This is a genomic window from Nocardioides sp. LMS-CY, from assembly GCF_018732145.1.
Lineage (GTDB): Bacteria > Actinomycetota > Actinomycetes > Propionibacteriales > Nocardioidaceae > Nocardioides > Nocardioides soli.
The window spans coordinates 4,569,611-4,592,806 of record NZ_CP076104.1 but is presented as its reverse complement, the minus strand read 5'-3'; the positions used below and the strand labels follow the sequence as shown (position 1 = coordinate 4,592,806).

The window sequence follows — 23,196 nt, the reverse complement described above, 5'->3', positions numbered from 1 at the left end:
AGAACATGAGTACTTTCGAACGCAATGTGAAGGGCCTGCTGGGCACCAAGCTCGGCATGACCCAGGTCTGGGACGAGAACAACCGCGTCGTCCCCGTGACCGTGATCGACGCCGGCGCGAACGTCGTCACGCTGGTCCGCACGCCCGACACCGACGGCTACAACGCCATCCAGGTCGGCTACGGCGAGATCGACGGTCGCAAGGTGACCAAGCCACAGGCCGGCCAGTTCGCCAAGGCGGGCACCACGCCGCGTCGCCACCTGGTCGAGATCCGCACCGCCCTCGCGACCGAGTTCACGGTCGGCCAGGAGCTGCCCGTCGACACCTTCGCCGCCGGCGAGGAGATCGACGTGACCGGCACCAGCAAGGGCAAGGGCTTCGCCGGCACGATGAAGCGGCACGGCTTCGCCGGTGTCTCCGCGTCGCACGGTGCGCACCGCAACCACCGCAAGCCGGGCTCGATCGGCGCCTGCGCCACCCCCGGCCGCGTGTTCAAGGGTGTGCGGATGGCGGGCCGGATGGGCTCCGACACGGTCACCACCCAGAACGTCACCGTCCACGCGGTCGACGTCGAGAAGGGCCTGGTCCTGCTCAAGGGCGCCGTCCCCGGCCCCAAGGGCAGCCTCGTGGTCCTCCGCTCGGCCGCCAAGAACTCCCTCACTTCTGGCAAGGAGGTCTGAGCATGGCTAGCGTGAAGAAGGCGAAGGTCGACCTGCCCGCCGAGATCTTCGACGTCGAGGTCAACGTCCCGCTGATCCACCAGGTCGTCGTGGCCCAGCAGGCCGCCGCCCGCCAGGGCACCCACGCCACCAAGACCCGCGGCGAGGTCCGCGGCGGTGGCCGCAAGCCCTACAAGCAGAAGGGCACCGGCCGCGCCCGCCAGGGCTCGACCCGCGCCCCGCAGTTCGCCGGCGGTGGCACCGTCCACGGCCCGCAGCCGCGCAAGTACGACCAGCGCACGCCCAAGAAGATGAAGGCGGCCGCCCTGCGCGGTGCCCTCTCCGACCGGGCCCGCAACGACCGGATCCACGTCGTCGAGTCGCTGATCGCCGCCGAGGTGCCGTCGACCAAGGCCGCGCTGGCCGCGCTGTCGACCGTCTCGGAGCGCAGCAACTTCCTCGTGGTGCTGGAGCGCACCGACTCGGTCACCTGGCTCTCGCTGCGCAACGCGCCCGAGGTGCACATCGTGGCCGTCGACCAGCTCAACACCTACGACGTGCTGGCCGCCGACGACGTCGTCTTCACCCAGGGTGCGTTCGACGCCTTCGTGAACAAGACCGAGGAGGCTGCGAAGTGAGCACCCTGCACAAGGACCACCGCGACATCCTGCTCGCACCGGTCGTGTCCGAGAAGAGCTACGGCCTGCTCGACGCGAACAAGTACACCTTCCTGGTGCACCCCGACGCGAACAAGACCGAGATCAAGATCGCGGTCGAGAAGGTGTTCAACGTCAAGGTGACGTCGGTCAACACGCTCAACCGGCCGGGCAAGACCCGGCGGACCCGCAACGGCCTGGGCAAGCGCAAGGACACCAAGCGCGCGATCGTCAGCCTCGCCGAGGGCCACCGGATCGACATCTTCGGAGGCCCGGTCTCCTGACCGGCGCGGACTAGAGGACTGAAGAGACATGGCAATCCGCAAGTACAAGCCGACCACCCCGGGTCGCCGGGGCGCGTCGGTCGCCGACTTCGTCGAGATCACCCGGACCACTCCGGAGAAGTCGCTGACGCGTCCGCTGCCCAAGAAGGGCGGCCGCAACAACCAGGGCCGGATCACCACCCGGCACCAGGGTGGCGGTCACAAGCGCGCCTACCGCATCATCGACTTCCGTCGCTACGACAAGGACGGCGTCCCGGCCAAGGTCGCGCACATCGAGTACGACCCCAACCGCACCGCGCGCATCGCGCTGCTGCACTACGCCGACGGCGAGAAGCGCTACATCATCGCGCCGAAGGACCTGACGCAGGGCACGCGCGTGGAGTCGGGGCCGAACGCCGACATCAAGCCCGGCAACAACCTGCCGCTGCGCAACATCCCGGTCGGCACGACCATCCACTGCGTGGAGCTGCGGCCGGGTGGCGGCGCGAAGATCGCCCGTTCGGCCGGCATCTCCGCCCAGCTGGTCGCCCGTGAGGGAAGTCGCGCGACGCTGCGCATGCCGTCCGGCGAGATGCGCTTCGTCGACGTGCGCTGCCGCGCCACGGTCGGCGAGGTCGGCAACGCCGAGCAGTCGAACATCAACTGGGGCAAGGCCGGCCGGATGCGGTGGAAGGGCAAGCGCCCGACCGTCCGTGGTGTCGTCATGAACCCGGTCGACCACCCGCACGGTGGTGGTGAGGGCAAGACCTCCGGTGGTCGCCACCCGGTCTCGCCCTGGGGCAAGCCCGAGGGTCGTACGCGCAAGCGCAAGGCCTCCGACTCCCAGATCATCCGCCGTCGCAAGTCCGGCAAGGGTAGGAAGTAACTGACATGCCTCGCAGCCTGAAGAAGGGCCCCTTCGTCGACGACCACCTGCAGAAGAAGGTGGACGCGGAGAACGAGAAGGGCACCCACAACGTCATCAAGACCTGGTCGCGCCGCTCGATGATCGTGCCGGACATGATCGGCCACACGATCGCCGTCCACGACGGTCGCAAGCACGTGCCGGTGTTCGTGACCGACTCGATGGTCGGCCACAAGCTCGGGGAGTTCGCTCCCACCCGCACCTACCGCGGGCACGTCAAGGAAGACAGGAAGGGACGCCGGCGATGAGCGCAGGAGACCGCCAGCGCGTCAGCGCGCGCCGCGAGTCGCTGCTCGGCGACCAGCCGGGTGCGTTCGCCAGCGCCCGCTACACGCGGATCACCCCGATGAAGGCCCGCCGTGTCGTCGACATGGTCCGCGGTCTGCCCGTCGAGGACGCGCAGTCGCTGCTGCAGTTCGCGCCGCAGGCCGCCTCCGAGACCGTCCTGAAGGTGCTGGAGAGCGCCGTCGCGAACGCCGAGACCACCGAGGGCCTCGACGCGAACGACCTGGTCATCTCCATCGCGCAGGTCGACGAGGGTCCGACCATGAAGCGGTGGCGTCCGCGTGCGCAGGGTCGTGCGACCCGCATCAACAAGCGCACCAGCCACATCACCCTGGTCGTCCAGCCGGCCGACGTGGTGGAGCAGAAGGCGACCGCCAAGAAGAGGAAGAGTGCCTGATGGGCCAGAAGATCAACCCGAACGGCTTCCGTCTGGGCATCTCGACGGACCACAAGAGCCGTTGGTACGCCGACAAGCTGTACAAGTCGTACGTCGGCGAGGACGTCGCCATCCGCAAGCTGCTCTCCAAGGGCATGGAGCGGGCCGGCATCGCGAAGGTCGAGATCGAGCGCACCCGTGACCGCGTCCGGGTGGACATCCACACCGCGCGTCCGGGCATCGTCATCGGTCGCCGTGGCGCCGAGGCCGACCGGATCCGCGGCGAGCTCGAGAAGCTCACCGGCAAGCAGGTCCAGCTGAACATCCTCGAGGTCAAGAACCCCGAGATCGACGCGCAGCTGGTCGCCCAGGGCGTGGCCGAGCAGCTGTCGGGCCGCGTGCAGTTCCGGCGCGCCATGCGCAAGGCGATGCAGACCTCGATGCGCTCCGGTGCCAAGGGCATCCGGATCCAGTGCTCCGGCCGCCTCAACGGCGCCGAGATGTCGCGCACCGAGTTCTACCGCGAGGGCCGGGTGCCGCTGCACACCCTCCGTGCCGACATCGACTACGGCTTCTACGAGGCCCGCACGACCTTCGGCCGGATCGGCGTCAAGGTCTGGATCTACAAGGGCGAGGTCGCCGGCACCCGTGCCGAGCGTCAGGCCCAGGCCGCCGCCCGCGCGGGCGTCCCCGGTCGCAGCGGTCGCCCCTCGCGGGGCGGCGACCGTCCGAACCGGGGCTCGCGCGGCGACCGTCCGTCGCGCGCGGACCGCGCCGGCGGCGCACCCGCCGAGGCCCCCGCCGAGGCTGCCGCCCCGGCTCCCGCCTCGAACGACGCAGCACCGCAGGAGGGCTGACCCATGTTGATGCCCCGTCGTGTCAAGCACCGCAAGCAGCACCACCCGAAGCGGACCGGTGCGGCCAAGGGCGGCACCCGTCTCGCCTTCGGCGACTTCGGCATCCAGGCGGTCGAGGGTCACTACGTGACCAACCGCCAGATCGAGTCGGCTCGTATCGCGATGACCCGTCACATCAAGCGTGGCGGCAAGGTCTGGATCAACATCTACCCGGACCGCCCGCTCACCAAGAAGCCCGCCGAGACCCGGATGGGCTCCGGCAAGGGCTCGCCCGAGTGGTGGGTCGCGAACGTGAAGCCGGGTCGGGTCATGTTCGAACTCTCTGGTGTGGATGAGGGAACCGCTCGCGAGGCGATGCGCCGCGCGATGCACAAGCTCCCGATGAAGTGCCGCTTCGTCTCCCGTGAGGCAGGTGAATTCTGATGGCGACCAAGGCTCACGAGCTCGACGAGCTGAACGCCGTGGACCTCGAGTCGAAGCTGCGCGAGGCCAAGGAGGAGCTGTTCAACCTCCGCTTCCAGGCGGCCACCGGCCAGCTGGAGAGCCACGGCCGGCTCCGCACGGTCAAGAAGGACATCGCCCGGATCTACACCGTGGTGCGCGAGCGCGAGCTCGGCATCCGGCCGACGCCGGGTCAGGACAACGAGGATGGTGACGCATGAGCGAGCAGGCTCCGGCGAACGCTGGTGAGCGGAATGCCCGCAAGGTCCGGGAGGGCCTGGTCGTCAGCGACAAGATGGACAAGACCGTGGTCGTGTCCGTCGAGGACCGCGTCAAGCACGCGCTGTACGGCAAGGTCATGCGGCGCACCAGCAAGCTGAAGGCGCACGACGAGAAGAACGAGTGCGGCATCGGCGACCGCGTGCTCCTCATGGAGACCCGTCCGCTGTCGGCCACCAAGCGTTGGCGCGTCGTCGAGATCCTCGAGCGCGCCAAGTAATCCACCCGTTCGGCCAGGCTCACTGCCCGCTGAGGCGATGAGAACCGGCACGACAACCAGGAGAAGAAATGATTCAGCAGGAGTCGCGACTCAAGGTCGCCGACAACACCGGTGCGAAGGAGATCCTCTGCATCCGTGTTCTCGGTGGCTCGGGTCGCCGCTACGCCGGCATCGGCGACGTCATCGTCGCCACCGTGAAGGACGCGATCCCCGGTGGCAACGTGAAGAAGGGTGACGTGGTCAAGGCCGTGATCGTGCGCACCGTCAAGGAGCGTCGCCGCCCCGACGGTTCCTACATCCGCTTCGACGAGAACGCCGCCGTCATCCTCAAGTCGGACGGCGAGCCGCGAGGCACCCGCATCTTCGGCCCCGTGGGCCGCGAGCTGCGCGAGAAGAAGTTCATGAAGATCATCTCGCTGGCACCGGAGGTGCTCTGACTCATGGGCAAGAACAGCGTGAACATCAAGAAGGGCGACACCGTGAAGGTGATCGCCGGCAAGGACAAGGGTGCCGAGGGCAAGGTCATCCAGGTGCTCCGTGAGGAGCAGCGGGTGATCGTCGAGGGTGTCAACCGCGTCAAGCGGCACACCAAGGCCGTCAACCAGGGCGGCCGGGCCGGCAACACCGGCGGCATCATCACCACCGAGGCCCCGATCCACGTCTCCAACGTGATGCTGGTCGAGGGCGACGGCGTCACCCGGATCGGCTTCCGCCGCGACGAGGTCACCAAGCGTCGGCCGGACGGCTCGACCTACCAGGCCGAGCGCAGCGTCCGCATCTCGCGCAAGACCGGCAAGGAAATCTGATGACCGAGACACTGAACGAGACCACGTCGGCCTCGGCTGCGGTCCCTCCGCGCCTGAAGACCCGCTACCGCGAGGAGATCCTCCCCGCGCTCAAGGCGGAGTTCGAGATCCAGAACGTCATGCAGGTGCCCGGCCTGACCAAGATCGTGGTCAACATGGGCGTCGGCGAGGCGGCCCGTGACTCGAAGCTGATCGAGGGCGCGGTGCGCGACCTCACCGCGATCACCGGTCAGAAGCCGCTCGTGACCAAGGCCCGCAAGTCCATCGCGCAGTTCAAGCTGCGTGAGGGCATGCCGATCGGTGCGCACGCGACGCTGCGCGGCGACCGGATGTGGGAGTTCCTGGACCGCCTGCTGTCGTTGGCGCTGCCCCGGATCCGCGACTTCCGAGGCCTGAACCCGAACCAGTTCGACGGGCGTGGCAACTACACCTTCGGTCTCACCGAGCAGGTCATGTTCCACGAGATCAACCAGGACAAGGTCGACCGGTCCCGCGGCATGGACATCACGATCGTCACCACTGCCACCAACGACGAGCAGGGTCGCGCGCTGCTCAAGCAGCTCGGATTCCCGTTCAAGGAGAGCAACTGACATGGCGAAGACCGCTCTGAAGGTCAAGGCCGCTCGCAAGCCGAAGTTCGCGGTGCGCGGCTACACCCGGTGCCAGCGCTGCGGCCGTCCGAAGGCCGTCTACCGCAAGTTCGGCCTGTGCCGCATCTGCCTGCGGGAGATGGCGCACCGCGGCGAGCTGCCCGGCGTCACCAAGTCCTCCTGGTAATCACCTCTAGCACGTTGAAGGTCGGCCGTCCCGCCCTGCAGTCGCGGAGCACGGTCGAAACCACGGCGAGAAAGAACCCATCATGACGATGACTGACCCGATCGCAGACATGCTGACCCGTCTGCGCAACGCCAACCAGGCGTACCACGACGCGGTGTCGATGCCCTACAGCAAGCTGAAGGCCGGCGTCGCGGAGATCCTTCGGCAGGAGGGCTACATCACCTCCTTCGACGTGAAGGACCCGGCCGAGGGCGAGGTCGGCAAGACGCTGACCATCACCCTCAAGTACGGCCGCAACCGGGAGCGCTCCATCGCGGGCGTCCGCCGGATCAGCAAGCCGGGCCTGCGGGTCTACGCCAAGCACACGGGCCTCCCGAAGGTGCTCGGCGGCCTGGGTGTCGCGATCATCTCGACGAGCCAGGGCCTGCTGACCGACCGCCAGGCCAACCAGAAGGGCGTGGGTGGGGAAGTCCTCGCCTACGTCTGGTGACGACGAGAACTGCGAAGGAGTAGAAGAGCATGTCGCGCATTGGCAAGCTTCCGATCGCGGTCCCGTCGAGCGTGGACGTCGCGATCGACGGCGCGCTGGTGACCGTCAAGGGCCCCAAGGGCACCCTGACCCACACCGTGGCCGCGCCGATCACCATCGAGAAGAACGACGGCGTCCTCGACGTCAGGCGGCCTGACGACCACCGGGACAGCAAGGCCCTGCACGGCCTGACCCGGACTCTGGTCAACAACATGGTCGTCGGCGTGACCGAGGGCTACGAGAAGAAGCTCGAGATCGTGGGCGTGGGCTACCGCGTCCTGTCGAAGGGTCCGACCCAGCTGGAGTTCCAGCTCGGCTACTCGCACTCGATCACCTTCAACGCACCCGAGGGCATCACCTTCACGGTGGAGGGCCCGACCAAGCTCGGCGTCCAGGGCATCGACAAGCAGCTCGTCGGTGAGGTCGCCGCCAACATCCGCAAGCTGCGCAAGCCCGAGCCGTACAAGGGCAAGGGCGTTCGCTACGCGGGTGAGCACATCCGCCGCAAGGTCGGAAAGGCTGGTAAGTGACCATGGCGATCTCGCTTTCGAACAACAAGCACACCGCGGCGCGCACCAAGTCGCGCCTGCGTCGCCAGGTCCGGGGCCGCAAGAAGGTCAACGGCACCGCCGACCGGCCGCGGCTGGTGGTCACCCGCTCGTCGAAGCACATCACCGTCCAGGTCGTCGACGACCTGGTGGGCAAGACCCTCGCGTCGGCGTCCACCATGGAGGCGGACCTGCGCGGCTTCGACGGCGACAAGACCGCGAAGGCCAAGAAGGTCGGCGAGCTCGTCGCCGAGCGGGCCACCTCGGCCGGCGTCTCGGACGTCGTGTTCGACCGGGCCGGCAACAAGTACCACGGCCGCATCGCGGCCCTGGCCGACGGCGCCCGCAGCGGCGGCCTGACCTTCTGATCGCGAAGACTTAGAGAGAAGAGGAACAGTCTCATGAGCGGAGCCCAGCGCGGACAGCGCGGTGGCGAGCGCCGGGGCGGGCGGGACGACCGTCGCGGCCAGGGCGCTGACAAGACCGCCTACATCGAGCGCGTCGTCGCGATCAACCGTGTCGCCAAGGTCGTGAAGGGTGGTCGTCGCTTCAGCTTCACCGCCCTCGTGGTCGTCGGCGACGGCGACGGCCTGGTCGGTGTCGGCTACGGCAAGGCCAAGGAGGTCCCGGCCGCGATCGCCAAGGGTGTCGAGGAGGCGAAGAAGCACTTCTTCCGCGTCCCCCGCATCCAGGGCACCATCCCGCACCCGGTGCAGGGTGAGAAGGCCGCCGGCGTCGTCCTCCTGCGTCCGGCCGCGCCCGGTACCGGCGTCATCGCCGGTGGCCCGGTGCGTGCGGTGCTGGAGTGCGCCGGCATCCACGACGTGCTGAGCAAGTCGCTCGGCTCGTCGAACCAGATCAACATCGTGCACGCGACGGTCGAGGCCCTGCGGATGCTCGAGCAGCCGGAGGCCGTGGCCGCTCGTCGTGGCCTGCCGGTCGAGCAGGTCACCCCGGCGGCGCTGCTGAAGGCCCGGGTCGAGGTTCCGGCGGGGGTCTCGGAGGAGGTGACCTCCTGATGGCGCAGCTGAAGGTCCAGCAGAAGAAGTCCACGATCGGCTGCAAGGCCAACCAGCGCGAGACCCTGCGCACGCTCGGTCTCAAGCGGATCGGCGACGTGGTCGTCAAGGAGGACCGCCCGGAGATCCGTGGCATGGTCCACACCGTCCGTCACCTGGTGACGGTCGAGGAGGTCGACTGACATGACGCTCAAGCTGCACCACCTGCGTCCTGCCCCGGGTGCCAAGACCGCCAAGACCCGGGTGGGTCGCGGTGAGGCCTCCAAGGGCAAGACCGCGGGCCGCGGTACCAAGGGCACCAAGGCTCGCTACCAGGTCCCGGTCGCCTTCGAGGGTGGCCAGATGCCGATCCACATGCGGCTGCCGAAGCTCAAGGGCTTCAAGAACCCCTTCAAGGTGGAGTTCCAGGTCGTCAACCTCGGCCGGATCAACGAGCTCTTCCCCGAGGGCGGCGCCATCGGTGTCGACGACCTCGTGGCCAAGGGCGCGGTCCGCGACGGTCACCCCGTCAAGGTCCTCGGCCAGGGCAAGCTGTCCGTCGCCGTCCAGGTGAGCGCCAACGCGTTCTCTGGGTCGGCGAAGGAGAAGATCGAGGCGGCCGGCGGCTCGGCGACCGTCGTCTGATCGGTTTGACCACCAGCATTATGGGCGCGGCGGTCCTGCACCTCGCAGGACCGTCCGCGCCCGATGTGTCTGCCGAGGTGTATTCAGACGTACGGCCGAGCGGTGTCCAGCCGCCTGTTAGGCTGCCCCGGGTCCTCGCGGTGCGATCGCCTGGGCCGCTTCGTGCTTGGAGAAAGAGGATGTCGTGCTGATCGCGTTCGCGAACGCTTTCCGGACCCCGGACCTGCGGCGCAAGCTGCTGTTCGTCCTGATGATCATCGCGGTCTTCCGGTTGGGTTCCCAGATCCCGACGCCGGGTGTGGACGTCGGCAACGTCCAGGCCTGTGTGGACATCGCTCAAGAGGGCGACAGTGCCGGGCTCTACAACCTGGTGAACCTGTTCTCCGGCGGGGCGCTGCTCCAGCTGACGGTCTTCGCGCTGGGCATCATGCCCTACATCACCGCGAGCATCATCCTGCAGCTGCTCGTCGTGGTGATCCCGCGGCTCGAGGCCCTCAAGAAGGAGGGTCAGTCCGGCCAGACCAAGATCACGCAGTACACCCGGTACCTCACGCTCGGCCTCGCGGTCCTGCAGGCCACCGGCATCGTCGCGCTGGCCCGGTCGGGCAACCTGCTGCAGGGCTGTGACCCGACGGTCTACCCGCTGCTGCACGACGACGGCACCGCCACCTTCCTGGTGATGGTCGTGACCATGACCGCCGGCACCGCCATCATCATGTGGCTCGGCGAGCTGATCACCGAGCGCGGCGTCGGCAACGGCATGTCGCTGCTGATCTTCACCCAGATCATCGCCGGGTTCCCGTCGTCGATGTGGGCGGTCCAGCAGTCCAAGGGCTGGTGGGTCTTCGGCGTCGTGATGATCATCGGCCTCATCGTCGTCGCGGCGGTCACCTTCGTCGAGCAGGCGCAGCGCCGGATCCCGGTGCAGTACGCCCGCCGGATGGTCGGCCGGAAGATGTTCGGCGGCAGCTCGACGTACATCCCCCTCAAGGTGAACCAGGCCGGCGTCATCCCGGTCATCTTCGCCTCGTCGCTGCTCTACCTGCCGGCGATGATCGTGCAGTTCAACCAGAACTCCAGTTCGGCGGTCCTGGACTGGGTCAACGCCCACCTGGTCCGCGGCGACCACCCGATCTACATGATCGTGTTCTTCCTGCTCATCGTGTTCTTCACCTACTTCTACGTCTCGATCACCTTCAACCCGCAGGAGGTCGCAGACAACATGAAGAAGTACGGCGGCTTCATCCCCGGGATCCGGGCGGGCAAGCCGACCGAGGAGTACCTCTCCTACGTCCTGTCCCGCATCACGCTGCCCGGAGCGCTCTACCTGGGCCTGATCTCCCTGATCCCGCTGATCGCGTTCGCCATGATCGAGGCCAACCAGAACTTCCCGTTCGGTGGCACCAGCATCCTGATCATGGTCGGCGTCGCCCTCGACACCGTGAAGCAGATCGAGAGCCAGCTCCAGCAGCGCAACTACGAAGGGTTCCTCCGCTAAATGAGGCTGATCATCATGGGGCCCCCGGGCGCTGGGAAGGGCACCCAGGCCCGATTCATCGCCGAGCACTTCAAGATCCCCGCGATCTCGACCGGAGACATCTTCCGCGCCAACGTCTCCGAGGGCACCGAGCTCGGCATCGAGGCGAAGCGGTACATGGACGCCGGGGAGTACGTCCCCGACGAGGTGACCAACCTGATGGTCCGCAACCGGATCGACGACGCCGACGCCGTCTCCGGGTTCCTGCTCGACGGCTACCCGCGCACGCTCGCCCAGGTCGAGGAGCTCGACGGGATGATCAAGTTCACCGGGCACCGCCTCGACGCGGTCGTGTGCCTGACGGTGGACCAGGACGAGATCGTCTCCCGCCTGCTCCAGCGCGCCCAGGTCGAGGGCCGTGCCGACGACACCGAGGACGTGATCCGGCGTCGTCAGCAGGTCTACCTCGAGCAGACCGCCCCGCTGATCGAGGTCTACAAGGCCCGCGGCATCGTGCACGAGATCGACGGCCTCGGTGAGGTCGACGAGGTCACGCAGCGGATCTTCACCGCACTCGACGTCGTCCCCGAAAGCTGACCCCGGGGCATCTGATGGGCCTGCGGGACCGCGGCGTCGAGATCAAGACGCCGGAGCAGATCGACGGCATGCGCCGGGCCGGCCTCGTGGTCGGCCGCACGCTCGAGCTGCTGCGCGGCCACGTGCGGGCGGGCGTCTCCACCGGGGAGCTCGACGGCATCGCCGAGGACAGCATCCGTTCGGCGGGCGCGAGCCCGTCGTTCCTCGGCTACCACGGCTTCCCGGCCTCGATCTGCGCGTCGGTCAACGACGAGATCGTGCACGGCATCCCCGGCGAGCGGGTGCTCGCTGACGGTGACGTCATCTCGATCGACTGCGGCGCCATCGTCGACGGGTGGCACGGCGACGCCGCGATCACGGTGCCGGTCGGCGAGGTGACCCCCGAGCTGACCGAGCTGCTGCGGGTCACCGAGGAGTCGATGTGGCGGGGGATCGCGGCCGCCCACCTGGGCGGCCGCGTCACCGACATCTCGCACGCCATCGAGCGGCACGTGCGCTCGCAGGGCCGCTACGGCATCGTCGAGGACTACACCGGCCATGGCATCGGGTCCGCGATGCACCAGCCGCCCGACGTGCCCAACTACGGTCGCGCGGGCAAGGGCCCCCGTCTGGTCGAGGGCCTCGCGCTGGCCGTCGAGCCGATGGTCACCCTCGGCACCGCCGAGACCGACCTGCTCGCCGACGACTGGACCGCCGTCACGGCCGACGGCAGCCGGGCGGCGCATTTCGAGCACACGTTCACGCTGACCGCCACGGGCACGTGGGTGCTCACCGCCCTCGACGGCGGCGAGGCCGCGCTGACCGCGCTCGGGGTCAGGTTCGGCGGACGCTGAGTCCGGGTACTCGCCCTCCATGTGACAGGATTGGCCGCGCAGTGGGGAGTATCCCTTCGCTGCGGGTTCGTCAGCACGAGGCGGTGACCGCCTCCGGGCCCGTGGGCCGCCGCGATGGTGGGAGAGACCTCTGACGGTTTCCCGTCCCCCGACCTGCAGGAGCCTTCGTTGGAGATCACGACCCTCGAGTGGGCCATCACCATCATCGCCACGTGCGCGGTGCTGTTGTTCGACGTCATCGTCATCGCGCGCAACCCGCACGAGCCGTCCTTCCGTGAGTGCGCGATCGCACTGAGCGTCTACATCGGCGCGGCGGTCGCCTTCGGCGCCTGGATCTGGATCTCCCATGGCCACGACATGGGCATCGAGTTCTACACCGGCTGGCTGACGGAGTACTCGCTGTCGATCGACAACCTCTTCGTCTTCATCATCCTGATGGCGGCGCTTCGGGTGCCACGCGAATACCAGCAGGAAGCGCTGATGGTCGGCATCATCCTGGCGCTGGTCTTCCGCGGCATCTTCATCGCGCTCGGCTACCAGCTGATCAACAACTTCAGCTGGGTCTTCTACATCTTCGGCGCGTTCCTGGTCTACACGGCGTACGGCCTGGTCAAGAGCTATCGGAGCCACGAGGACGAGCACCCGGAGGAGAACCGGATCGTCCGGTTCGCCCAGACCCACCTCAACGTGGGCGACGAGTACCACGGCCTCAAGCTCTGGTACCGCAAGAACGGCGCGCGCCTGGTCTCGCCGATGCTGATCGTGATCATCGCGCTGGGCACCACCGACCTGCTCTTCGCGCTCGACTCGATCCCGGCGATCTTCGGCATCACCCAGGAGCCGTACCTGGTCTTCACCGCGAACGTCTTCGCCCTGATGGGGCTGCGCCAGCTCTACTTCCTGCTCGGTGGCCTGCTCAAGAAGCTGGTCTACCTCTCGCTGGGCCTGGCGTTCATCCTGGCCTTCATCGGGATCAAGCTCGTCCTGCACGCGCTGCACGAGAACGAGCTGCCGTTCATCAACGACGGCGAGCACGTCTCGGTGCCGGACATCTCCTCGCTCTTCAGCCTGGGCGTGATCGTGGTGACCCTGGTGGTCACCGGCGTCGCCAGCATCATGGCCTCGCGGCGGATGTCGGAGCCGGAGATCGAGGAGCACACGGGCAACCTGCGGGCGCCCGGCGCAGACGGCACGGAATAGCCGGCCCCGGCGCGCGGGTTGCCCCGAGGTGAGCACCCGTGACCTGTCCCTGTCGGTCCTCGACCTGGTGCCGGTGCGCACCGACCAGGCGACGCCGGACGCGGTCGCGGCCTCGCTGGCGCTCGCGCGGGTCGCCGACGCGCGCGGCTACGAGCGCTACTGGCTGGCCGAGCACCACAACATGCCCGCGGTGGCGGCGACCAACCCGCCGGTGCTGATCGGTCTGGTCGCCGGGGCCACGGAGCGGATCCGGGTGGGCTCGGGCGGGGTGATGCTGCCCAACCACGCACCGCTCGTCGTCGCCGAGCAGTTCGCCCTCCTCGAGGCCGCCTTCCCCGGTCGCATCGACCTCGGCATCGGACGGGCGCCGGGCAGCGACCCGGTCACGTCGTACGCCCTGCGGCACGGGGGCGGAGGAGTCAGTGACGAGGCGGTCTCCCGGTTCCCCGAGTACGTCGACAACGTGCTCGCGATGATGGAGCCCGCCGGCGTCGGCCTCGGCATCCAGGGCCGCACCTACCCGCTGAAGGCCACCCCGCTGGCCCGCAGCGTGCCGACGATCTGGCTGCTCGGCTCCTCGGACTACTCGGCCCGGCTGGCGGCCGAGAAGGGGATGCCCTACGTCTTCGCGCACCACTTCTCCGGCAGCGGCACCGCCGAGGCGCTCGCGCTCTACCGCGACGGGTTCCGGCCCTCGCCCGAACTCGCCGAGCCGAGGACCTTCCTGACCGTCAACGCGGTCGTGGCCGAGACCGACGAGGAGGCCCGCCGGCTGGCGCTGCCGCAGCTCCAGGCGATGCTGGCGCTGCGCACCGGCGGCGAGCTCCGGCCGCAGCGGCTGGTCGAGGAGGCCGAGAAGGTCGAGCTGCCGCCCGCGCACCTGGACCTGATGGACGCGATGGCGCGGCGCTGGATCATCGGGACCCCCGACACCGCGCGGGCCCGGATCGAGGAGCTCGCCACGACGTACGCCGTCGACGAGGTGATGGTGCACCCGGTCGCGGGTGCCTTCACCGGTACCGAGGCCGGCCGCAGCCCCGCGCGCGAGCGCACGCTGGAGCTGCTGGCCGGCTGACGCGGGTCAGGAGTAGGTCAGGAGTAGAGGTCGTCGACGGTGCGGAGGACGGTGCCGGCGGCGGCGAGGAGTTCGACCGGCAGGGTCAGATCACCGCCTCGAGGCGGCGCCAGGCGATCGCGAACGTCTCGGCCACCACGTCGTCGGCCTCCGTGGGCCCGCAGTGGCGCACGGCGTAGGCGTAGACCCGCGGTGCGCACTCGTCGTACACGGCCGCCAGGCGGTCCCGGGCCTCGGTCTCGCTCACCGCAGCATCCTCATGACAGGTAATGCCCGGGGGGAGCAACGGTGCCACATCGGCATTGGGTTTCGAGACGTGTCGTTGGGCCACTCGCTGGCGCTCGTGTCCCAACCGACACTCCTCAACCTCCCCGGCTGATCGCTCCGTCTCGAGCAAGCTCGAGACGGAGCGGCCGGCATTGGGTTTCGAGACGTGTCGTTGGGCCACTCGCTGGCGCTCGTGTCCCAACCGACACTCCTCAACCTCCCCGGCTGATCGCTCCGTCTCGAGCAAGCTCGAGACGGAGCGGCCGGTGAAATTCGTGTTTCCGCGCCGGTTCCGACTAGACTGGTGCGTCGGCCCAACGTGGGTCTGTTTCGTGGTGCCTCGCGGCTGCCCGGATCACCTGAGTGGATCACTCCTCGAGTGGCTCACCCCTGTGCCCGGGATGAGGTCCCCCGAGCGGCTCTACGAGGTCCACCGCCCACCCCTTGCGTCACGGGGCGGGCGGGCGGTTCCCGGGTCACGGTAGACACCAGATCAACAGATTGTGGAGGACATGCCGAAGAAAGAAGGCGTGATCGAGATCGAGGGCACCGTCGTGGAGGCCCTTCCGAACGCGATGTTCCGCGTGGAGCTGAGCAACGGTCACAAGGTTCTCGCCCACATCAGCGGCAAGATGCGCCAGCACTACATCCGGATCCTCCCCGAGGACCGGGTCGTGGTGGAGCTCTCGCCGTACGACCTCACGCGGGGTCGGATCGTCTACCGGTACAAGTGAGCGAGCTCGCGAGCTCGCCGTCGAAATAGTCAGCCGATACCGGAAAGGGCCTGACAGTGAAGGTCAAGCCGAGCGTCAAGCCGATCTGTGACAAGTGCAAGGTGATCCGTCGCCACGGACGCGTCATGGTCATCTGCGAGAACCCGCGTCACAAGCAGCGTCAAGGCTGAAGCCACGCGCGACGAAGGAGCGCGAGGCGTCTCAGCCGCAGATTGAGCAAGCCCTCCGGCCGAGCTTGCGAGGCCGGAACGGGCGCGTCGAAGTCCCGCAAGACGGAAGACGGGCCCGACCACAACTGAAAACCAAACGTGATCGCTTAGCGGTCTCGACAGGCTCGACCACCGAGATCGCGAACCACCTCCGGAGCAGTGGCCGGAGCGTCGTCCGAGGCGGACGCCGGCGCGTCACGACTGACACCACCGCGCAACCCGAAAGGCCACCACATGGCACGCCTCGTTGGTGTGGACCTCCCGCGCGACAAGCGCATCGAGGTCGCACTCACCTACATCTACGGCATCGGCCGTACCCGCGCCCAGCAGCTCCTGGCCGCCACCGGGGTCAACCCCGACCTGCGCGTCCACGAGCTCGGCGATGAGGAGCTGGTCAAGCTCCGTGACGAGATCGAAGCCAACTTCAAGATCGAGGGTGACCTCCGTCGCGAGGTCCAGGCCGATATCCGTCGCAAGATCGAGATCGGCAGCTACCAGGGTCGCCGTCACCGTCAGGGCCTCCCGGTCCGCGGTCAGCGCACCAAGACCAACGCCCGCACCCGCAAGGGTCCGAAGCGCACGGTTGCCGGCAAGAAGAAGGCGAAGTGATCCGGCGCTGACGCGCTGATCCTCGTCGTTCACAGAGCTTCCAGACCAGAAACCTCAGGAGTTACTGCATGCCTCCCAAGAGCCGCACCGCGGCCGGCGCCAAGAAGGTGCGCCGCAAGGAGAAGAAGAACGTCGCCGTGGGCGAGGCCCACATCAAGAGCACGTTCAACAACACGATCGTCACGATCACCGACCCGACCGGTGCGGTGATCTCGTGGGCCTCGGCCGGCACCGTCGGCTTCAAGGGCTCGCGCAAGTCCACCCCGTTCGCCGCGCAGATGGCCGCCGAGGCCGCCGGTCGCCGCGCGATGGAGCACGGCATGAAGAAGATCGACGTCTTCGTGAAGGGCCCGGGCTCGGGCCGCGAGACGGCGATCCGTTCGCTGGGTGCGATCGGCCTCGAGGTCGGCACCATCCAGGACGTCACGCCCACGCCCCACAACGGCTGCCGGCCGCCGAAGCGCCGCCGCGTCTGAGGTTTCGAGACGGCGCCAGCGCGCCTGCTCAACCACCGGATTTCGAACAGGAGACTTGTAGAAGATGGCCCGTTACACCGGCCCCATGACCCGGAAGTCGCGCCGCCTCGGCGTCGACCTCGTCGGTGGCGACTCGTCCTTCGAGCGCCGTCCCTACCCGCCCGGCCAGCACGGCCGTGGCCGCATCAAGGAGAGCGAGTACCTCCTCCAGCTTCGTGAGAAGCAGAAGGCTCGCTTCACCTACGGCGTGATGGAGAAGCAGTTCCACAACTACTACTCCGAGGCGTCCCGCCGTGCCGGCAAGACCGGTGACAACCTGCTCCAGCTGCTCGAGTGCCGCCTGGACAACGTCGTCTACCGGGCCGGGTTCGCCCGCACCCGCCGGCACGCCCGTCAGCTGGTCGTGCACGGTCACTTCAAGGTGAACGGCAAGAAGGTCGACATCCCGTCCTACCAGGTCGCCGCGCACGACGTCATCGACGTCCGTGAGAAGTCGCTCGAGATGACCCCGTTCATCGTGGCTCGTGAGACCCACGGCGAGCGCGTCGTCCCGGCGTGGCTCGAGGCGATCCCGTCGCGGATGCGGATCCTCGTCCACCAGCTCCCGGTCCGGGCCCAGATCGACATCCCGGTCCAGGAGCAGCTCATCGTCGAGTTCTACTCGAAGAAGTGACCATGGTCGGCGCCGCGGAGACCGCGAGGAGTCGCGGCGCCGTCCTCACCTTCCGTCGACCCTGAAGTTCGGGCCCGTCAAATAGCGGGTGGGCCCGGAAAGGAAAGAAACAAGTGCTCATCGCACAGCGCCCCACTCTGTCGGAAGAGACCGTCGACGAGTTCCGTTCGCGGTTCGTCATCGAGCCCCTGGAGCCGGGCTTCGGCTACACGCTCGGCAACTCGCTGCGTCGTACCCTGCTCAGCTCGATCCCCGGTGCCTCGGTCACGAGCATCAAGATCGACAGCGTCCTCCACGAGTTCTCGACCATTGAGGGCGTCAAGGAAGACGTCACCGAGATCATCCTCAACCTCAAGGGCCTGGTCGTCTCCTCGGAGCACGACGAGCCCGTCACCATGTACCTGCGCAAGTCGGGTGCCGGTGACGTCACGGCCGCGGACATCGCGCCGCCGGCCGGCGTCGAGGTGCACAACCCGGACCTGAAGATCGCCACGCTGTCCGACAAGGGCAAGCTCGAGATGGAGCTGGTCGTCGAGCGCGGCCGCGGCTACGTCTCCGCCGTCCAGAACAAGGGCGCGGACAACGAGATCGGCCGGATGCCGGTCGACTCGATCTACAGCCCGGTCCTCAAGGTGACCTACAAGGTCGAGGCCACCCGTGTTGAGCAGCGCACCGACTTCGACAAGCTCGTCATCGACGTCGAGACCAAGCCGTCGATTCGTCCCCGTGACGCGATCGCCTCGGCCGGCAAGACGCTGGTCGAGCTCTTCGGCCTGGCCCGCGAGCTGAACGTCGAGGCCGAGGGCATCGACATCGGCCCGTCGCCGGTCGACGAGCAGCTGGCCGCCGACCTCGCCCTCCCGGTCGAGGACCTGCAGCTGACCGTCCGCTCGTACAACTGCCTCAAGCGCGAGGGCATCCACACCGTGGGTGAGCTCATCAGCCGCTCGGAGCAGGACCTGCTCGACATCCGCAACTTCGGCGCGAAGTCGATCGACGAGGTCAAGGCCAAGCTGGTCGAGATGGGCCTGTCCCTCAAGGACAGCGCGCCCGGCTTCGACCCGCACGCCGCCCTCGCGGCGTACGGCGACGATGACGACGATGCCTTCGTCGAGGACGAGCAGTACTGATGGAATTGCGCGAGCGTGTCGCCTTCGGCGCCACGCTGCCGCGCCGCAGTTGACGCAGTCTGTGGTTCCGGTCGCCTGGCGGCCTGAGGGTCGTGCTTCGGGTGACCGGGACGCGGATTGCTGGACAAGTGAAAATCGATCGCCATCCTGGGCGGTCGTCTACCCCGGTACCTCGTACGGCCGGAGAGAAAAGAGAGAGCAATGCCCAAGCCCACCAAGGGTCCCCGCCTCGGCGGCAGCCCGGCCCACCAGCGCCTGATCCTGTCGAACCTGGCCACCCAGCTGTTCGAGCACGGCCGGATCACGACGACCGAGTCGCGGGCCCGCGCGCTGCGGCCGTACGCCGAGAAGCTGATCACCAAGGCCAAGAAGGGTGACCTGCACAACCGTCGCGAGGTCCTCAAGACCATCCGCGACAAGTCGGTCGTGCACGCGCTGTTCACCGAGATCGCGCCGACCTTCGCCGAGCGGCCCGGCGGCTACACCCGGATCACCAAGATCGGGCCGCGCAAGGGCGACAACGCCCCGCTGGCGGTCATCGAGCTGGTGACCGAGGCCTACCAGCCGTCGGCCCCCAAGGCGAAGAAGGCCGCTCCGGCCGCTGCTGCCCCCGCCCCGGTCGAGGAGGCTCCGGTCGAGGAGGCCGTCGCCGAGGACGTCGTCGCCGAGGACGCTCTCGTCGAGAACGTCGCGGAGGAGGTCGTGGCCGAGGAGGCGGCCGAGGAAGCTCCGGCCGCCGAGGAGACCGCCGAGGACGAGGACAAGGCCTGACCCAGGTCTCGCACGTCGGCACGACGACCCGCCAGCGGCTGCTGGCGGGTCGTCGTCATTTCAGGCACTCGCGGAGCACCCGGTCGCATGCCGGGGTCGGCACCCCGTGCAGCCGCCCGAGCAGCACGAGCTCGCCGACCCGGTGGTGGATCTCGGTGGGGAGCCCCCGGGCCAGGCTCTGCGCGAGCGAGTTGCCGTGGAAGCCGGCGATGTCCGGTCGGGGCTGCAGGAGGTCGCCCCGGCGCTCGTCGTCCTCGGCCGCCGTGACCGCGCTGATCCCGGCGGCGACCAGGACGGCCTCGCCCTCCGCGGTCACCTGGTCGGCGAGCCCTGGCGCCTCGTCGCGTGGGAACAGCGTCGGCACGTCGCCGGCGGCGTTGGTGAGGAGCTTGCGGTACTTCCACGCCATGATGTCCGGCCGCGGTCGCGACTCGAAGCCGGCCAGGCCGAGGTCGGCCGCGATCGCCTCGGCGGTCGCGTCCACGCCGTGCGGGTACCGGCCCAGGTCGAGGATCCCCGGCGTCGGCCCGCACTTCTGCACCACCACGCCCGGGTCGAGGTGCAGGGCGGGCAGCATCACGCACACGGCGTACGTCGCGGCGAACCGGCGCAGGACCTCCGGCTCGTTGGCGACGCCGTTCTGGGCACACGCGACCACCGTGCTCGGCGGGGCGTGACGCACGAGGTCGTCCAGGGCGGCCGCGGTCTGGTGCGACTTCACGGTCAGCAGCACCACCGTCTCCGCGCTCCAGTGGACCTGGGCGACGGAGGAGACGACGGGTGCCTCGATGCGATGACGTCCCTCGGGCGCGTCGAGCACCAGGCCGTGCTCGCGGAGGCGGACGAAGTGCTCACCGCGCGCGACCAGGGTGACCGGCACCCCGGCGAGGTGGAGGCGGCCGCCGATGACGCCGCCGACCGCGCCCGCGCCGTAGACCACGAACCGCATGTCGCGTCACCAGGCCCGCTCGACGAGATGGACCGCCTCGGGGAGGGTGAGGCCGAGCCGCCGGGCGGCGGCGACGTACGCCGCCGCGGCGTCGCGGGCATCGGCCCCGGAGCCGGCGGCGCTGGCCGCGACGAACGTGCCCCGCCGGCCCTCGGTGGCGATCACGCCGTCGGCCTCCAGCGCCCGGTAGGCCTTGGCGACGGTGTTGACCGCGAGCCCGATCTCGGCCGCCAGGGCACGCACGGTCGGGAGGCGGGTGCCGGCGGGCAGGTCGCCGGAGGCGGCGCGCGTCGCGATCTGGGCGCGGAGCTGCTCGAAGGGCGGCACCGGCGAGTCGGCGTCGAGCGGGTGGACCACCATCTCGGTCATGACCGCATGGTAGAGACGTCCCATGTGCAGGGACGCCCTCGTGATCGGTGAAGCGCTCGTCGACATCGTGCACGCCGCCGACGGCACGACCGTCGAGCACGCCGGGGGCAGCGCGGCGAACGTCGCGGTGGCGCTGGCCCGCCTGGGCCGGCCGGTCCGGTTCGCGACCGCCTGGTCCGACGATGCTCGGGGCCGGATGCTGGCCGAGCACCTGGCCCGGGCCGGCGTGGAGCTGGCCACCGACCCGGTCGTCCTGGAGCGCACGGCCACCGCGTCGGCGACCATCGGCGCGGACGGGGCCGCGTCGTACGACTTCGACCTGGAGTGGCGGCTCGGCCCGGTCGAACCGGGGCAACCGGTCGCGGTGCACGTGTGCTCGATCGGGGTCGTGCTCGAGCCCGGCGCCGGCCAGGTGCTCGAGCTGCTCGGCGGCCTGCGCGGCACCACGACGATCAGCTACGACGTCAACGCGCGACCCGCCATCACCGGCACCGGTCCCGACGTGGTGGCGCGGGTCGAGCGGATGGCGGCGGCCGCCGACCTGGTGAAGGCCTCCGACGAGGACCTCGCGACGCTCTACCCGGCCCTCGACGTCGACGCCGCCGCGCGCCACCTCCTCGCCCTCGGCCCGACCGCGGTCGTGGTGACCCGGGGCGGCGAGGGCGCGACCTGGGTCGACGCGACGCGGGCCGTCGAGGTCGCGTCGCTGCCGGTCGAGGTCGCCGACACGATCGGGGCGGGCGACACGTTCGGTGCCGCTCTGGTCGACGCCCTGTGGGGTCGCCCGCTCGACGGCCTGTCCACCTCGGAGGTCGAGGAGGTGCTCGCGCACGCCGCCCGCGCGGCGGCGGTCACGGTCTCGCGACCCGGCGCGGACCCGCCGTACCGCTCGGAGCTCTAGGGCGCCGGCGCCAGGAACGCGTGGACCAGCGGCACGACGGAGGCGCCCTCGCCGCTGGCGGACGCGACCCGCTTCATCGAGCCCGAGCGGACGTCGCCCGCGGCGAAGATGCCGGGGACCGTGGTGGCGAGGTTCTCCGGCGGCAGGTCGTCGACCCACCGGTCGCGGGGCACGTCGCGCCCGGTGAGCACGAAGCCGTGGTCGTCGCGGGCGATCTGCTGCGGGATCCAGTCGCAGTGCGGCTCCGCACCGAGCAGCAGGAAGAGCCCGTACGCCGGCACCCGCTCCCGCTCGCCGGTGCGCACGTCCTCCAGGCCCAGCCACTCCAGGCGGCCGTCGCCGCCGCCGTCGACGACCCGGCTGCAGGTGCGCACCGTGATCCGCGGGTTGTACCGGATCTCCCCGATCAGGTACGACGACATCGTCTCGGCCAGGTCCGGCCGGCGCACCAGGATCGTCACGGAGCGGGCGAACCGGGCCAGGTGCACCGCGGCCTGGCCGGCGGAGTTGCCGCCGCCCACGACGTACACGTCCTGGCCCTCCATCTCCCGCGCGGCCGTCATCGCCGCGCCGTAGTGGACGCCGGAGCCGACCAGCTCCTCGACCGGGTCGACCCGCAGCTTGCGGTAGGCCACCCCGCTGGAGATCACCACCGCGCGGGCCCGCACCTCGCCGCTGTCGGTGCACAGCACGTGGGGCTCGCCGTCGAGGCCCGGGCGCAGCTCGTCGACCACCTGCCCGGTGTAGAACCGGGCCCCGAAGCGGAGCGCCTGGTTGCGGGCCCGCTGGGCCAGGCGCATGCCGGAGATGCCGCGCGGGAAGCCCAGGTAGTTGCGGATCATGGAGCTGGTGCCGGCCTGGCCGCCGATCGCCTCGGCCTCGAGGATCACCGTCGACAGGCCCTCCGACGCGGCGTACACGGCGGCGGCGAGGCCGGCCGGGCCACCGCCGACCACCGCGACGTCGACGACGTGGTCGAGGTCGATCTCGGTGGGCGTGCCGTAGATGTTGATCGCGACGTCGCGGACGCTCGTCGCGTGGATGACCTGGCGGTTGACCGCGCAGACCAGCGGGTACGCCGGCTCGCCGTCCCACTGCGCGAGCACGTAGCGGCCGGCGTCGCTGTCGGGCGGCCAGACCCGGCTCGGCATGCCCATCCGGTCGAGGAAGTCGCGGATCGCCAGGGTCAGCCCGTCGCGGACCGGGGAGATGATCTTGACCGCCACGACCTCCGGGTCGGGCACCGTCGAGCCCCAGTCGGAGAGCAGGTCGGTGATCGCGTGGTGGAACTCCTCGTCGCGGGTGCCGCGCGGCATCAGCAGGAACGCGTCGTACTTGCCCTTGGCCATGCCGGCGCGCAGGCCGGGCGCGTCCCGGACGAAGCGGTCCCAGTGGGCGGCGATGACCCGGCGTGCGGTCGGCACCTTCTCGCGGAGCTTGTGGAAGCAGTGCAGCACGTCGGCGTCGGGCAGCACCGACTCGCTCGCGAACATCGCGACCGTGCCGCCCTCGGCGAGCACGTCGTGGGTGACCAGGAGCGCCTCGCGGCACGACCGCGCGACGCGGACGTCGTACTCCGCGACGTAGCGTGCGAAGCCGGCGCGCATCTCGTCGGGGTGGTCCTCCGAGATGAGCACGATGGCGGGGACGGCGCTCACGACA

At 69.2% G+C, this 23,196-nt stretch carries 37 protein-coding genes; 33 read left to right on the top strand and 4 right to left on the bottom strand.

Annotated elements, in window-relative coordinates:
* The first annotated feature begins 5 nt into the window (after positions 1 to 5).
* The 25 genes from rplC (at position 6) to KM427_RS21640 (ending at position 14,446) form a co-directional block, all read left to right on the top strand.
* Positions 6 to 680 (top strand): 50S ribosomal protein L3, encoded by a 675-nt coding sequence (rplC, locus tag KM427_RS21760; protein WP_183591878.1) that lies wholly within the window; start codon positions 6 to 8, stop codon positions 678 to 680.
* Positions 681 to 682: 2 nt separating this feature from the next.
* Entirely contained in the window at positions 683 to 1,297 is a 615-nt protein-coding gene (gene rplD / locus KM427_RS21755) for a 50S ribosomal protein L4 (protein ID WP_183591877.1), read from the top strand.
* Complete coding sequence (rplW, locus tag KM427_RS21750) at positions 1,294 to 1,599, top strand: 50S ribosomal protein L23 (RefSeq protein ID WP_183591876.1); 306 nt, start codon at positions 1,294 to 1,296, stop codon at positions 1,597 to 1,599. Before rplD ends, rplW begins: the two co-directional genes overlap by 4 nt.
* 28 nt (positions 1,600 to 1,627) lie before the next feature.
* Positions 1,628 to 2,464: a 50S ribosomal protein L2 gene (gene rplB / locus KM427_RS21745; protein WP_183591875.1), complete on the top strand. Its 837-nt coding sequence runs from the start codon at positions 1,628 to 1,630 to the stop codon at positions 2,462 to 2,464.
* 5 nt (positions 2,465 to 2,469) lie between these two features.
* Entirely contained in the window at positions 2,470 to 2,751 is a 282-nt protein-coding gene (gene rpsS, locus KM427_RS21740) for a 30S ribosomal protein S19 (RefSeq protein WP_183591874.1), read from the top strand.
* Positions 2,748 to 3,185: a 50S ribosomal protein L22 gene (rplV, locus tag KM427_RS21735; RefSeq protein ID WP_183591873.1), complete on the top strand. Its 438-nt coding sequence runs from the start codon at positions 2,748 to 2,750 to the stop codon at positions 3,183 to 3,185. Before rpsS ends, rplV begins: the two co-directional genes overlap by 4 nt.
* Complete coding sequence (rpsC, locus tag KM427_RS21730) at positions 3,185 to 4,021, top strand: 30S ribosomal protein S3 (RefSeq protein WP_183591872.1); 837 nt, start codon at positions 3,185 to 3,187, stop codon at positions 4,019 to 4,021. Before rplV ends, rpsC begins: the two co-directional genes overlap by 1 nt.
* A gap of 3 nt (positions 4,022 to 4,024) precedes the next feature.
* The gene (gene rplP / locus KM427_RS21725) at positions 4,025 to 4,444 is read left to right on the top strand and encodes a 50S ribosomal protein L16 (RefSeq protein ID WP_183591871.1); all 420 of its coding nucleotides are present in this window, start codon (positions 4,025 to 4,027) and stop codon (positions 4,442 to 4,444) included.
* Positions 4,444 to 4,683 (top strand): 50S ribosomal protein L29, encoded by a 240-nt coding sequence (rpmC, locus tag KM427_RS21720; RefSeq protein WP_183591870.1) that lies wholly within the window; start codon positions 4,444 to 4,446, stop codon positions 4,681 to 4,683. Before rplP ends, rpmC begins: the two co-directional genes overlap by 1 nt.
* The gene (gene rpsQ, locus KM427_RS21715; RefSeq protein WP_183591869.1) at positions 4,680 to 4,961 is read left to right on the top strand and encodes a 30S ribosomal protein S17; all 282 of its coding nucleotides are present in this window, start codon (positions 4,680 to 4,682) and stop codon (positions 4,959 to 4,961) included. The genes rpmC and rpsQ overlap by 4 nt, the downstream gene beginning before the upstream one ends.
* Positions 4,962 to 5,029: 68 nt before the next feature.
* Entirely contained in the window at positions 5,030 to 5,398 is a 369-nt protein-coding gene (gene rplN / locus KM427_RS21710; RefSeq protein ID WP_157341741.1) for a 50S ribosomal protein L14, read from the top strand.
* A gap of 3 nt (positions 5,399 to 5,401) precedes the next feature.
* Positions 5,402 to 5,767 (top strand): 50S ribosomal protein L24, encoded by a 366-nt coding sequence (gene rplX / locus KM427_RS21705; RefSeq protein ID WP_215525270.1) that lies wholly within the window; start codon positions 5,402 to 5,404, stop codon positions 5,765 to 5,767.
* Positions 5,767 to 6,357 carry a 50S ribosomal protein L5 gene (gene rplE, locus KM427_RS21700; protein WP_183591868.1) on the top strand — a complete coding sequence of 197 codons (591 nt, stop codon included), beginning with the start codon at positions 5,767 to 5,769 and terminating at the stop codon, positions 6,355 to 6,357. Before rplX ends, rplE begins: the two co-directional genes overlap by 1 nt.
* A gap of 1 nt (position 6,358) precedes the next feature.
* Positions 6,359 to 6,544: a type Z 30S ribosomal protein S14 gene (locus tag KM427_RS21695; protein ID WP_011757321.1), complete on the top strand. Its 186-nt coding sequence runs from the start codon at positions 6,359 to 6,361 to the stop codon at positions 6,542 to 6,544.
* An 82-nt stretch (positions 6,545 to 6,626) separates the two neighbouring features.
* Complete coding sequence (rpsH, locus tag KM427_RS21690) at positions 6,627 to 7,034, top strand: 30S ribosomal protein S8 (RefSeq protein ID WP_183591866.1); 408 nt, start codon at positions 6,627 to 6,629, stop codon at positions 7,032 to 7,034.
* Positions 7,035 to 7,063: 29 nt separating this feature from the next.
* Positions 7,064 to 7,603, top strand: a complete 540-nt coding sequence (rplF, locus tag KM427_RS21685; protein WP_183591865.1) for a 50S ribosomal protein L6 — start codon at positions 7,064 to 7,066, stop codon at positions 7,601 to 7,603.
* 2 nt (positions 7,604 to 7,605) lie between these two features.
* Complete coding sequence (gene rplR, locus KM427_RS21680; protein ID WP_183591864.1) at positions 7,606 to 7,989, top strand: 50S ribosomal protein L18; 384 nt, start codon at positions 7,606 to 7,608, stop codon at positions 7,987 to 7,989.
* Between the two features lie 33 nt (positions 7,990 to 8,022).
* Positions 8,023 to 8,640, top strand: a complete 618-nt coding sequence (gene rpsE / locus KM427_RS21675; RefSeq protein WP_183591863.1) for a 30S ribosomal protein S5 — start codon at positions 8,023 to 8,025, stop codon at positions 8,638 to 8,640.
* The gene (gene rpmD / locus KM427_RS21670; protein WP_165228353.1) at positions 8,640 to 8,822 is read left to right on the top strand and encodes a 50S ribosomal protein L30; all 183 of its coding nucleotides are present in this window, start codon (positions 8,640 to 8,642) and stop codon (positions 8,820 to 8,822) included. The genes rpsE and rpmD overlap by 1 nt, the downstream gene beginning before the upstream one ends.
* A gap of 1 nt (position 8,823) precedes the next feature.
* Complete coding sequence (gene rplO / locus KM427_RS21665; RefSeq protein ID WP_183591862.1) at positions 8,824 to 9,264, top strand: 50S ribosomal protein L15; 441 nt, start codon at positions 8,824 to 8,826, stop codon at positions 9,262 to 9,264.
* Between the two features lie 184 nt (positions 9,265 to 9,448).
* Positions 9,449 to 10,762 carry a preprotein translocase subunit SecY gene (secY, locus tag KM427_RS21660; RefSeq protein WP_183592263.1) on the top strand — a complete coding sequence of 438 codons (1,314 nt, stop codon included), beginning with the start codon at positions 9,449 to 9,451 and terminating at the stop codon, positions 10,760 to 10,762.
* Entirely contained in the window at positions 10,763 to 11,338 is a 576-nt protein-coding gene (locus tag KM427_RS21655; protein WP_183591861.1) for an adenylate kinase, read from the top strand.
* 14 nt (positions 11,339 to 11,352) lie between these two features.
* Positions 11,353 to 12,171, top strand: a complete 819-nt coding sequence (gene map, locus KM427_RS21650; protein ID WP_502887141.1) for a type I methionyl aminopeptidase — start codon at positions 11,353 to 11,355, stop codon at positions 12,169 to 12,171.
* Positions 12,172 to 12,339: 168 nt separating this feature from the next.
* The gene (locus KM427_RS21645) at positions 12,340 to 13,371 is read left to right on the top strand and encodes a TerC family protein (RefSeq protein ID WP_252274744.1); all 1,032 of its coding nucleotides are present in this window, start codon (positions 12,340 to 12,342) and stop codon (positions 13,369 to 13,371) included.
* A gap of 28 nt (positions 13,372 to 13,399) precedes the next feature.
* Positions 13,400 to 14,446 carry an LLM class flavin-dependent oxidoreductase gene (locus tag KM427_RS21640; RefSeq protein ID WP_252274742.1) on the top strand — a complete coding sequence of 349 codons (1,047 nt, stop codon included), beginning with the start codon at positions 13,400 to 13,402 and terminating at the stop codon, positions 14,444 to 14,446.
* 85 nt (positions 14,447 to 14,531) lie between these two features.
* Here KM427_RS21640 and KM427_RS21635 read toward each other — a convergent pair whose 3' ends face one another.
* Positions 14,532 to 14,693, bottom strand: a complete 162-nt coding sequence (locus KM427_RS21635; RefSeq protein WP_215525268.1) for a sigma factor — start codon at positions 14,691 to 14,693, stop codon at positions 14,532 to 14,534.
* Between the two features lie 532 nt (positions 14,694 to 15,225).
* Here KM427_RS21635 and infA point away from each other — a divergent pair.
* The 7 genes from infA to rplQ all read left to right on the top strand — a co-directional run bounded on the left by infA (position 15,226) and on the right by rplQ (position 19,315).
* Positions 15,226 to 15,447, top strand: a complete 222-nt coding sequence (gene infA, locus KM427_RS21630) for a translation initiation factor IF-1 (protein ID WP_011757309.1) — start codon at positions 15,226 to 15,228, stop codon at positions 15,445 to 15,447.
* 56 nt (positions 15,448 to 15,503) lie between these two features.
* On the top strand, positions 15,504 to 15,617 hold the full coding sequence (rpmJ, locus tag KM427_RS21625) for a 50S ribosomal protein L36 (protein ID WP_011757308.1): 114 nt from the start codon (positions 15,504 to 15,506) through the stop codon (positions 15,615 to 15,617).
* 273 nt (positions 15,618 to 15,890) lie between these two features.
* Positions 15,891 to 16,265 carry a 30S ribosomal protein S13 gene (gene rpsM, locus KM427_RS21620; RefSeq protein ID WP_183591858.1) on the top strand — a complete coding sequence of 125 codons (375 nt, stop codon included), beginning with the start codon at positions 15,891 to 15,893 and terminating at the stop codon, positions 16,263 to 16,265.
* Between the two features lie 68 nt (positions 16,266 to 16,333).
* Positions 16,334 to 16,741 carry a 30S ribosomal protein S11 gene (gene rpsK / locus KM427_RS21615; RefSeq protein ID WP_028644819.1) on the top strand — a complete coding sequence of 136 codons (408 nt, stop codon included), beginning with the start codon at positions 16,334 to 16,336 and terminating at the stop codon, positions 16,739 to 16,741.
* Between the two features lie 64 nt (positions 16,742 to 16,805).
* A complete protein-coding gene (gene rpsD / locus KM427_RS21610; RefSeq protein WP_183591857.1) occupies positions 16,806 to 17,414 on the top strand; it encodes a 30S ribosomal protein S4 in 609 nt (202 codons plus the stop codon).
* Positions 17,415 to 17,527: 113 nt separating this feature from the next.
* On the top strand, positions 17,528 to 18,544 hold the full coding sequence (locus KM427_RS21605) for a DNA-directed RNA polymerase subunit alpha (RefSeq protein WP_183591856.1): 1,017 nt from the start codon (positions 17,528 to 17,530) through the stop codon (positions 18,542 to 18,544).
* 201 nt (positions 18,545 to 18,745) lie between these two features.
* Positions 18,746 to 19,315, top strand: a complete 570-nt coding sequence (rplQ, locus tag KM427_RS21600; RefSeq protein ID WP_215525267.1) for a 50S ribosomal protein L17 — start codon at positions 18,746 to 18,748, stop codon at positions 19,313 to 19,315.
* Positions 19,316 to 19,370: 55 nt separating this feature from the next.
* Here rplQ and KM427_RS21595 read toward each other — a convergent pair whose 3' ends face one another.
* Both KM427_RS21595 and KM427_RS21590 read right to left on the bottom strand, forming a co-directional pair.
* Entirely contained in the window at positions 19,371 to 20,264 is an 894-nt protein-coding gene (locus tag KM427_RS21595) for a ketopantoate reductase family protein (protein WP_215525266.1), read from the bottom strand.
* Between the two features lie 6 nt (positions 20,265 to 20,270).
* The gene (locus KM427_RS21590) at positions 20,271 to 20,633 is read right to left on the bottom strand and encodes a GntR family transcriptional regulator (protein WP_353846977.1); all 363 of its coding nucleotides are present in this window, start codon (positions 20,631 to 20,633) and stop codon (positions 20,271 to 20,273) included.
* Between the two features lie 22 nt (positions 20,634 to 20,655).
* Here KM427_RS21590 and KM427_RS21585 point away from each other — a divergent pair, with 22 nt between their 5' ends.
* Entirely contained in the window at positions 20,656 to 21,534 is an 879-nt protein-coding gene (locus tag KM427_RS21585) for a carbohydrate kinase family protein (protein ID WP_215525265.1), read from the top strand.
* Here the strand turns inward: KM427_RS21585 and KM427_RS21580 are convergent.
* Complete coding sequence (locus tag KM427_RS21580; protein ID WP_215525264.1) at positions 21,531 to 23,192, bottom strand: NAD(P)/FAD-dependent oxidoreductase; 1,662 nt, start codon at positions 23,190 to 23,192, stop codon at positions 21,531 to 21,533. The genes KM427_RS21585 and KM427_RS21580 overlap by 4 nt on opposite strands.
* Between the last annotated feature and the right edge of the window lie 4 nt (positions 23,193 to 23,196).